The organism is Pseudomonas aegrilactucae (assembly GCF_019168305.1).
GTDB classification, from domain to species: domain Bacteria; phylum Pseudomonadota; class Gammaproteobacteria; order Pseudomonadales; family Pseudomonadaceae; genus Aquipseudomonas; species Aquipseudomonas aegrilactucae.
Genome location: NZ_JAHTBI010000091.1, coordinates 19454 through 29268 on the forward strand (window position 1 = coordinate 19454; position 9815 = coordinate 29268).

The window sequence follows — 9815 nt, forward strand, 5'->3', positions numbered from 1 at the left end:
AGATGCGCGCTCACGATACAACAAGCCCCCTTACAAGCAATGGACCGGATCATGTGCAAATAATTTAATCGCGCTTGCCGGGCCGGGCCGGGCCAACGCTCAGCGTTTGAACAACTCTCCCGGCGTGGCCCCGAACAGGCCCTTGAACGCCGCGATATACGCCGAGGTCGATTCATAACCACAGCCCAGCGCCGCCTGCGTCACGCCTTGCCCCTGTTCCAGCGCCTCCAGCGACGACAACAGCCGCATGCGTTGGCGCCAGCCCCTGAAGCTCAACCCGGTCTCGCGCTGGAACAGGCGCATCAGGGTCTTTTCCGAGCGCCCCAGGCGCTCGGCCCAGTACCCCAGGCCGTGGTCCTGCTCAGGCTGCTCGAGCAGCGCATTGCACACCTCAAGCAACCGCGGATGCTGGGGCAGCGGCAGCGAAAAGCCGACCTCCGGCAAGCCCTGCAACTGTTCGAGCAATACCTGTACCAGGTGCGCTTCGGGGCTCTCGCCCTCGGCATACTCCACCGGGAACAGGCAGAACTGCTTGATCAGTTCCCGCGCCAGCGGCGTGACTTCCAGCACCCGGCAGCGCGGCTCGGCCCAGGCCGAGGCCTCGCAACGGATGTACAGGCTGCGCATTTCCGCACGCGTGGAGGTGATCACCTCATGCTCTACCCCCGCCGGCACCCACACGCCCCACTGCGGCGGCGCGAAGAAACTGCCCTCGGCGGTATACACCCCCAGCACACCGCTGATCGCATACGAAAACTGCACCCAGTCATGCCGATGACGGGACGTCCAGGAGCCGGCCCCCAGGCTTTCGGCACGTGCATACAGTGGGCGCGGCAACGCCTCCAGCAAGGGAATCGGACGCGGCAGCAGGTTTTGTCCGTTACTCGGCATCGCTTGGCCTTGTGTCGCAAGACGGAAACAAGACCACAGGGTAGCCTCTGGTTTCATTAATACAAAATGATTCGCAGGTCCGTCTATGCAAGCACACCTCAAGCGCGTGGTAACCGACTGGTTCCTCTGCGGCATGCTCCTCGCCACCTTCCTCGCCTGGCTGTTCCCGCACTTTGGCGCCAGCGGCGGTGCCATGCACGCCGAATACGTGATCAACATCGGTGTGTTCGCGGTGTTCTTCCTGCATGGCATCAACCTGTCCAGCGAGCAGATCCGCCACGGCCTGAAGAACTGGCGCCTGCACCTGATGGTGCAAGGCTTCACCTTCGTGGTGTTCCCGCTGCTGTGGTGGCTGGGCAACCGCCTGCTGGGCAGTCACATACCGGCCCTGCTGATGCTCGGCTTCCTCTACCTGTGCGCCCTGCCCTCGACCATCTCCTCGTCGGTGGCCCTCACCGGCAGCGCCGGGGGCAATGTGCCGGCGGCGATTCTCAATGCCAGCCTGTCCAGCGTACTGGGTATCTTCCTGACCCCGTGGCTGGTCAGCCTGGTGGTGGGCAGCGGCAGCGACGGCATCGACCTGGGCGCCACCCTGCTCGACCTGTGCGCCCTGCTGTTGCTGCCCCTGCTGCTGGGCCAGTTGCTGCGCCCCTGGTTCGGGCGCTTCTTTGCCCGCCACAAGCGCTACACCAATGTGATGGACAAACTGGTGATCCTGCTGCTGGTGTACGCGGCGTTCTGCAACTCGATGATCTCGGGGATGTGGCAGCAGCAAGGCAGCTCGGTACTGCTCACCGCCCTGCTCGGCAGCGCCCTGCTGCTGGCGCTGATCCTGTGGCTGACCACGCGCAGCGCGCGCCTGATGAAGTTCTCGCCCGCCGACGAGATTGCCGCCGTGTTCTGTGCCAGCAAGAAGTCCCTGGCCGCTGGCGCGCCGATGGCCGCGCTGATCTTTGGCGCCCACCCGGGGCTTGGGCTGATCCTGCTGCCGATCATGATCTACCACCCGCTGCAATTGATCGTGTGCTCGATCATGGCCGAGCACTACGCCAATCGCCCGCTTACCTCCGCCAAGGGCGAAGCGTTGCTCAACGCTCGATGATCGCCGTCACGCCCTGGCCGCCGGCGGCGCAGATGGAAATCAGGCCGCGGCCCTGCCCGGCCTGGTCCAGCAGCTTGGCCAGGTTGGCCAGGATGCGCCCGCCGGTGGCGGCAAACGGATGCCCCGCCGCCAGCGAGCTGCCCTTGACGTTGAGCTTGCTGCGATCGATTGCCCCCAGCGGTGCGCTCAGGCCCAGGCGGCGCTGGCAGTAGTCGGCGTCTTCCCAGGCCTTGAGCGTGCACAGCACCTGGGCGGCGAACGCTTCGTGAATCTCGTAGTAGTCGAAGTCCTGCAGCGCCAGACCGTTGCGCGCCAGCAACCGCGGCACCGCGTAGGCCGGCGCCATCAGCAGCCCTTCCTGGCCTTTGACGAAGTCCACCGCGGCGTTCTGCCCGTCCAGGAAGTACGCCTTGATCGGCAGGCCGCGTTCGCGCGCCCAGTCCTCGCTGGCCAGCAGCACCGCCGAGGCGCCATCGGTGAGCGGCGTGGCGTTGCCTGCCGTCAGCGTGCCCTTGTCGCTGCGTTCGAACACCGGCTTGAGGCTGGCGAGCTTTTCCAGGGTCAGGTCCGGGCGCAGGTTGTGGTCACGGGTCAGGCCCAGGAACGGTGTCAGCAGGTCATCGTGCCAGCCTTCGGCGAAGGCCCGGGCCAGGTTCTGGTGGCTGAGCAGCGCCAGTTCGTCCTGTTCGGCGCGGCCGATCTGCCAGGTCTGCGCCATCAGCTCGCAATGCTCCCCCATCGAAAGCCCGGTGCGCGGTTCCCCATTGCGCGGCAGCTCGGGCTTGAGGTGCCAGGGCCGCAGTTGCAGGAACACCTTGAGCTTGTCGGCGGTGGTTTTCGCCCGGTTGGCCTGCAACAGCAGCTTGCGCAACCCTTCATTGACCGCGATCGGCGCATCGGAGGTGGTGTCCACCCCACCGGCGATGCCACTGTCGATCTGCCCCAGGGCAATCTTGTTGGCCACCATCAGGGCTGTCTCCAGCCCCGTGGCACAGGCCTGCTGCAGGTCATAGGCCGGCGTCTGCGGCGACAGCCGCGAGCCCAGCACGCACTCGCGGGTCAGGTTCATGTCGCGCGAATGCTTGAGCACCGCACCGGCCGCGACTTCGCCCAACTGCACGCCGTGCAGGCCGAAGCGCTCCACCAGCCCCTCGAGCGCGGCCGTGAGCATGGCCTGATTGCTGGCGGTGGCATAAGGTCCGTTGGAGCGGGCGAAAGGGATTCGATTGCCGCCAATGATCGCGACCCGACGTAAAGCACGCATGCACGACTTCCTTATTCCGAAACGGGATGACCCGCTATAGCGTAGGTGTTTTTTCGCCAGTCGAACGACCGCAGGCGAAACATGGTCCACACTTTGGTGCTTATTTAAGGGAGACGTTCACATGAGTGACCGCTATATCGACTTCGCCAACTCTTCATTCGGTCGGCGCGTGGCCGGTGCTGTCGGCCTGCCCACCCCGGCCCGCCTGGAGCGCTGGGAGGCCGGCCGCCTGCGACCGGTCGAAGGTGCGCTGCTGCTGGGTGGCGGGCCCCTGGTGTCGAACGTGGCCAGCTTCGCCAAACGTCTGACCGACGAAGTCTACAGCTATGCCGACGAGCGCCTTGAGCTGCCCGCCTGGGTCGCGGGCCTGGGGCCCAGGCTCAAGGCTGTGGTGTTCGACGCCAGCCACCTGACCGACAGCGAGCAGCTCAAGCAACTGCGTGAATTCTTCCAGCCGCTGCTGCGCAGCCTCGCGGCCAGTGCCCATATCGTGATCCTGGGGCGCGCGCCCGAGGCCCTCGACGACCCGCTGGCCAGCGTTGCCCAACGCGCGCTGGAAGGCTTCAGCCGTTCGCTGGCCAAGGAGCTGCGCAACGGTGCGACGCTGCAACTGCTGTATGTAGACCACGCTGGCGACGCGCAACTGGAAGGCGCCCTGCGCTTCTTCCTGTCGCCCAAGAGTGCCTTCATCAGCGGCCAGGTGCTGCGCCTGAGCGCCTGTAGCGCCCAGGTGCAGGACTGGTCGCGGCCACTGGCCGGGCGCAAGGCGCTGGTCACCGGCGCCGCCCGCGGCATCGGTGCAGCCATCGCCGAAACCCTCGCCCGTGACGGCGCCGAGGTGGTACTGCTGGATGTGCCCCAGGCCAAGTCCGACCTCGATGCCCTGGCCGCACGGCTGGGCGGGCGCAGCGTGGCGCTGGACATCTGCGCCAGCGACGCCCCGGCGCAACTGCTCGAAGCGCTGCCCGACGGCATCGACATCGTGGTGCACAACGCCGGCATCACCCGGGACAAGACCCTCGCCAACATGACGCCCGAATACTGGGACGCGGTGCTGGCGGTGAACCTCAAGGCGCCGCAGGTGCTGACCCAGGCCCTGCTCGACGGCGGCGCCCTGCACGACGACGCGCGCATCGTGCTGCTGGCCTCGATCAGCGGCATCGCCGGCAACCGTGGCCAGGCCAACTACGCCGCCAGCAAGGCCGGCCTGATCGGCCTGGCGCAAGCCTGGGCACCGCGCCTTGCCGAACGCGGCATCAGCATCAACGCGGTGGCGCCTGGCTTTATCGAAACCCGCATGACCGCCGCCATTCCGTTTGCCCTGCGTGAAGCCGGGCGGCGCATGAGCTCGCTGGGTCAGGGTGGCCTGCCGCAGGACGTGGCCGAGACGGTGGCGTGGCTGGGCCAGCCGGGCAGTGGCGCGGTCAACGGCCAGGTGCTGCGTGTGTGTGGCCAGGCCGTGATGGGAGCGTGAGCATGGACGGACAATGGCACGACCTGAGCCGTACCGAAGGGTTGAGCGGGCTTTATCTGAAGGCTGCGCGCAAACGCAAGATCACCGGTGACAGCCTGCCCACCAACGGCCTGCATTGCGCCATCGCGGTCGACACCGCGCGCCTGCAGGCGTACCGCAAGCTGTGTCACTTCGGTGACGACAGCCACCTGCCGGCGACCTTCCCGCATGTCATGGCGTTCGCCCTGCAGCTGCAGTTGCTGACCGCGCATGACTTCCCCTTCCCGCTGCTGGGGCTGGTGCACCTGCACAACCGCATCCGTGTACTGCGCCCGCTCGGGGCTGTCAGCAGCCTGCGCTTCAGCGTGTTCGTCGAGAACCTGCAAGCCCATGAAAAAGGCGCGACCTTCGACATGATCACCGAAGCCGAAGACGGCCTGGGGCTGCTCTGGACCGAACGCAGCCGCATGCTGTGCCGCGGCTTCAAGCTCGAAGGACAACCGGCAACCGTCGACGCCCCCGAACCACTGCCCCTGAGTGAACTCACGCGCTGGTACGCCGACACCGACATCGGCCGACGCTACGCCAAGGTCTGTGGCGACTACAACCCGATCCACCTCAGCGCCGTCAGCGCCAGGCTGTTCGGCTTCCCCCAGGCCATCGCCCATGGCATGTGGAGCAAGGCCATGGCGCTGGCGGCGTTGCGCGGGCACCTGCCGCCGAGCGACTACGAGGTGGAGGTGGCGTTTCACAAACCGGTGCGCCTGCCCAGCGAAGTGGTGCTGCACAGCAGCGTCGTCGCGCTAGAGGGGCAATTTCGCCTGCTCGGGCACGGCGCGCTGGAGCATATGGTCGGCAGTTGGCGCACGCTGCACGAATCTTCTAGACCTGCCTGACGCACAGAGGGATAAAGGAATTTTTGCCGGTACCCCACGATGAGCCGCAACTGGATCGACCTGCGCCAGGAGCCTGAAACCGGCATCGAGACCCTGCGCGCGCATTTTCAGGGCCACGCCTACGACCCGCACTGGCACGACAGCTACCTGGTAGGCGTGACCGAGCAGGGCGTGCAGCAGTTCACCTGCCGCCGGGCGCGCCATCAGAGCACACCGGGCAAGGTGTTCCTGCTCGAACCCGGTGAGCTGCACGACGGTGACGCGCCCTGCCCCGAAGGCTTCACCTACCGCATGCTGTACCTGGACCCGCACTGGGTCAGCCGAGAGCTGTGCGGGTTCATCGGCGAGGCGCCGCCCGATACCCAGCTCGGCTTTGCCCACACCCTGGCCAGCGACCCGCGCCTGGCAACCGCCACCGCGCTGGCGTTCCAGGCCGTGCACGAACCCGAGCTGCGTATGGTACGCCAGGCCGCGCTGGACCAGTTGCTCGAGCAACTGAGCGGGCACCTGCACTGGCGGCGCCGGCTCAACCCCGACCCGCGCCTGCCACTGGTGGCGCAACGCGCGCGCGATTACCTGCATGCGCACCTGCACCAGGACATCGGCCTGGACCACCTGGCAGCGGCCTGCAACATCGACCGTTACCGCCTGAGCCGCGCGTTCAAGGCCGCCTTCGGCCTGGCGCCGCATGCCTACCTGGTGCAACTGCGCCTGGCGCGCGCGCGCCGGCAACTGGCAGCCGGTCACCGCCCGGCGCAGGTAGCGCTGGACCTCGGTTTCGCCGACCAGAGCCATCTGGGCCGCTGGTTCCTGCGCGCCTATGGCCTGACCCCGGCGCAGTACCGCAGGCGCTGCACAAAGCTTCCAGACTGACGGGCCCCGACGCGCGAGCATGCAGGCCCCTGTTCAAGGAGCCTGCCCATGCTGGCCTTCATGCTGTTTGCGTTCGTTGCGTCGATCACTCCAGGCCCGACCAACCTGCTGGTGCTGAGCAACAGTGCGCGCTATGGCTTGCGTGCGGCGCTGCCGATCATCCTGGGGGCTGCCGTCGGCGCGGCGCTGATCGTGTGGCTGGTGGGCAGCGGGCTGGGCACGGCGCTGCTGGCGGTGCCCAAGGTGCAGGTGCTGCTCAATGGCGCCGGCGTCGCCTGGCTGAGCTGGCTGGCCTGGAAGATCTACAGCAGCCCGGTGCAGGCGCTGGAGCCGGGGCAGGCTGCCGCCCCCTTGGGGCTGTGGGGCGCAGCGGCCTTGCAGGTGATCAACCCCAAGACCTGGATGATGGCGCTGGCGGTGGCCGGTGTGTTCATCGACGTGGCCGCCACCGACCGGATCGCGCAGGTGACACGCCTGAGCCTGGTGTTCGTGCTGATCGCGCTGCCGTGCCTGGGCGGGTGGGCATTGCTGGGCAGCGGGGCGCGGCGGCTGAGCGGCTCGCCCACAGTGCTGCGCCGGATCAACCGGGGACTGGCGCTATTGCTGCTGGTATCGGCCTGGGCCAGCCTGTGCCAGTGAGGCCCTGGGGCCGGCACAATCCGCTGAAAATCCCGCCAGCCCGCGATAAGCTATCCCCCCCAGGAGACCCCACCCCCATGAACCTGCAAGAACTCACCACCCGCCTGCACACCATCCGCGACAACAATGACTGGCGCGGCTTCCACAGCCCCAAGAACCTGGCCATGGCCGCCAGTGTCGAGATGGCCGAACTGGTGGAAATCTTCCAGTGGCTCAGCGAAGACCAGTCCCGCCAGCTCTGTGCCGAGCAACTCGAACACGCCGGCCAGGAAGTGGGCGACGTGGTGCTCTACCTGCTGTTGCTGTGCAGCGAACTGGGCCTGGACATGGACCAGGTGGTGCGCAGCAAGCTGGCCGACAGCGAACGGCGGTTCGCCCGATGAAAGACCGTCATTTCGATGCCCTGGCCACACGCTTCGCCGAAAAGATCTATGGCGGTGCCAAGGGTGCCATCCGCCTGGCGGTGCTCCAGGCCGACCTCGCCGAGGCCCTGCCCGAGCGCCCCCTGCGCGTGCTCGACATCGGCGCAGGCCTTGGCCACATGGCCTTGTGGTTGGCCGAGCGCGGCCATCAGGTGACCCTGGCCGAGCCCGCCGCCCCCATGCTCGAGGGCGCCCGCGAACGCTTTGCCGAGGCCGGCCAGGCGGCCACCTTCATCCAGGCGCCATGGCAGGACCTGCCAGCCCAGCTCGATGAGCCCTATGACCTGGTGCTGTGCCATGCAGTGCTCGAATGGCTGGCCGGACCCGAGACCATCCTGCCGGTACTGCACCAGCTGACCCGCACTGACGGCCTGCTGTCGCTGGCCTTCTACAACCGCGACGCGCTGGTCTACCGCAACCTGCTCAAGGGTCACTTTCGCAAATTGCGCAGCAACAGCCTGGCGGGTGAGAAGCAGAGCCTGACCCCGCAGAAACCGCTTGATCCGCGTGAACTCCAGGCGCACCTTGAAGGTCTGTGGGATATACAGAGCCAGAGCGGCGTGCGCGTGTTTCACGACTACATGCCCAGGGACTTCCAGACCAAGGCCGACCTTAACGACCTGCTCGAAATGGAACTGGCCCACCGTCGCCACCCGGCGTTTGCCGGCCTTGGCCGCTACCTGCACTGGATGTGCCGACCCCGCTGAGCGCCGACCGGGAGAGTGCCATGCCGTACCGTCTGACCCTGGGGCTGACATGCCTGGCCCTGGCCGCCTGCCAGGGCAGCAACCCGTACGTGGCCAGCGCCCGCCCGCTGCCCCCGGCACCGCCGCAGGCAGCCACCACCTTCGATGCCAGTGCCTACCCGGCGCCGGCACGCGACTATGGCCGCTACCGCAGCTGGGCCTGGCGCAACGGCCAGCCACCGGCAGGCAGTACCGCCAGCGACCCGGCAGCGCTGGCCGACGCGGTCAGCGCTGCCCTCGACCAACGCGGCCTGCGCCCCGCACGTGATGCGCGCAGCGACCTGCTGGTCAGCGCCGACCTGCGCCTGGAACGCCGCCTGCGCCAGGTGCGCGACGACTACTATCCCCATGACGACTATGGTTACGGCGGTATCGGCTACAACCGCTACGACGGCTACCGCAACGGCTATGGTGTGTATGGCAGCGTACCGATCGTGCGCACCTACCAGGTCGAGGTGATGGTGGTACGTGTGGACCTGTTCGATGCCGGCAGCGGCCAACCGGTCTGGAGCGCCAGCGCCGAGGCCGCCAGCCAGGGCTCGCTGGGCGAGCGCGCCGGTGCGCTGCGCGCGGCCGTGCACAAAGCCCTGGATGGCTACCCCCCAAGCTGAAGGCAATCGGAGAATCATCATGCTGCGCCGTCTCGCTGTACTTTCCCTGCTGGCGCTGCTCGGCGCCTGCCAGAACAACAACGTCACCCAGGACTTCGATGCCAGCCGCGACTTTGCCGCCTACCGCAGCTGGAATTGGCAGGAACCGGCGCTGCAGTACCGCCCGGATGATCCGCGCATCAAGAGCGACCTCACCGAGCAGCGCATTCGCCAGGCGGTCAGCGAACAGCTCGACCAGCGCGGCCTGCGCCCCGCGCCGGGCAGCGCCAAGGGTGACCTGAAGGTGCAGACCTACCTGATCGTCGAGAACCGCCAGCAGCAGATCACCACCAACTATGGCGGCGCCTGGGGGGGTTACTGGGGAGGCTACTGGGGCGGCCCGGCCTACAACGAAACCCGCAGCGTCGACTACAAGGTGGCGACCATCCAGGTCGACCTGTTCGACAGCCGCGACGGCAAGCTGGTGTGGCGTGGCAGCGCCGAGCAGATCATGAACAACTACCCGCCAAGCCCGGTGGAACGCAACACCGCGATCCAGAAAACCGTGGCCCAGCTGATGGCCAACTACCCGCCGCATTGATCCCTCGAGGGCCGGTCGCCGCATCAAGGCGACTGGCCATTATCTTGACTACACTTCTTTGACGCACGCGTTCGCGCACGGCCTGGGCCGGCAAAGGAGTGCTCGTGGCTTCCCGATTCCCCGCAAGGCAGCGTGGTGCGATTGGCCTGATGGCTGCGCTGACGCTGGGCCTGGCGCTGCTGTTCAGCTTGTTGGTGATCGACAGCGGGCGCCTGTACCTTGAGCACCGCAAGTTGCAGCGCGTGGTCGACATGGCCGCCCTCGAGGCGGCCGGGCAGACGGCGGTGTGCGTCGGCGTCGGGCCGCAGGCGCCGGTGCTGGCCCAGGCCAGTGCGGCG

Annotated in this window: 12 protein-coding genes; 10 read left to right on the forward strand and 2 right to left on the reverse strand. The window is 67.2% G+C overall.

Annotated features, from left to right (window positions below; translation table 11 throughout):
• Positions 1–99: 99 nt before the first annotated feature.
• The gene (locus KUO17_RS22370; protein ID WP_217977767.1) at positions 100–891 is read right to left on the reverse strand and encodes an AraC family transcriptional regulator; all 792 of its coding nucleotides are present in this window, start codon (positions 889–891) and stop codon (positions 100–102) included.
• Between the two features lie 85 nt (positions 892–976).
• Between KUO17_RS22370 and KUO17_RS22375 the strand changes: the two genes are divergently transcribed.
• The gene (locus KUO17_RS22375) at positions 977–1993 is read left to right on the forward strand and encodes a bile acid:sodium symporter family protein (protein ID WP_217977768.1); all 1017 of its coding nucleotides are present in this window, start codon (positions 977–979) and stop codon (positions 1991–1993) included.
• Here the strand turns inward: KUO17_RS22375 and KUO17_RS22380 are convergent.
• Positions 1980–3257, reverse strand: a complete 1278-nt coding sequence (locus KUO17_RS22380; protein WP_217977769.1) for an acetyl-CoA C-acetyltransferase — start codon at positions 3255–3257, stop codon at positions 1980–1982. The genes KUO17_RS22375 and KUO17_RS22380 overlap by 14 nt on opposite strands.
• Positions 3258–3378: 121 nt before the next feature.
• On the opposite strand from KUO17_RS22380, the gene KUO17_RS22385 reads away from it, so the two are divergent.
• The 9 genes from KUO17_RS22385 to KUO17_RS22425 form a co-directional block, all read left to right on the forward strand.
• Positions 3379–4731, forward strand: a complete 1353-nt coding sequence (locus tag KUO17_RS22385; RefSeq protein ID WP_217977770.1) for a 3-oxoacyl-ACP reductase — start codon at positions 3379–3381, stop codon at positions 4729–4731.
• Between the two features lie 2 nt (positions 4732–4733).
• Positions 4734–5606, forward strand: coding sequence for a MaoC family dehydratase (locus KUO17_RS22390; protein WP_217977771.1), 873 nt, complete (start codon positions 4734–4736; stop codon positions 5604–5606).
• Positions 5607–5645: 39 nt separating this feature from the next.
• Entirely contained in the window at positions 5646–6479 is an 834-nt protein-coding gene (locus KUO17_RS22395) for an AraC family transcriptional regulator (protein WP_217977772.1), read from the forward strand.
• A gap of 48 nt (positions 6480–6527) precedes the next feature.
• A complete protein-coding gene (locus KUO17_RS22400) occupies positions 6528–7118 on the forward strand; it encodes a LysE family translocator (protein ID WP_217977773.1) in 591 nt (196 codons plus the stop codon).
• Between the two features lie 77 nt (positions 7119–7195).
• The gene (locus tag KUO17_RS22405; RefSeq protein WP_217977774.1) at positions 7196–7501 is read left to right on the forward strand and encodes a MazG-like family protein; all 306 of its coding nucleotides are present in this window, start codon (positions 7196–7198) and stop codon (positions 7499–7501) included.
• Positions 7498–8247: a methyltransferase domain-containing protein gene (locus tag KUO17_RS22410; protein WP_217977775.1), complete on the forward strand. Its 750-nt coding sequence runs from the start codon at positions 7498–7500 to the stop codon at positions 8245–8247. Before KUO17_RS22405 ends, KUO17_RS22410 begins: the two co-directional genes overlap by 4 nt.
• Before the next feature lie 20 nt (positions 8248–8267).
• Positions 8268–8897, forward strand: a complete 630-nt coding sequence (locus KUO17_RS22415; protein ID WP_217977776.1) for a DUF4136 domain-containing protein — start codon at positions 8268–8270, stop codon at positions 8895–8897.
• Positions 8898–8916: 19 nt separating this feature from the next.
• Positions 8917–9477, forward strand: a complete 561-nt coding sequence (locus KUO17_RS22420) for a DUF4136 domain-containing protein (RefSeq protein WP_217977777.1) — start codon at positions 8917–8919, stop codon at positions 9475–9477.
• Between the two features lie 98 nt (positions 9478–9575).
• A partial coding sequence (locus KUO17_RS22425; protein WP_341869644.1) for a pilus assembly protein TadG-related protein occupies positions 9576–9815 on the forward strand: 240 nt, incomplete at its 3' end.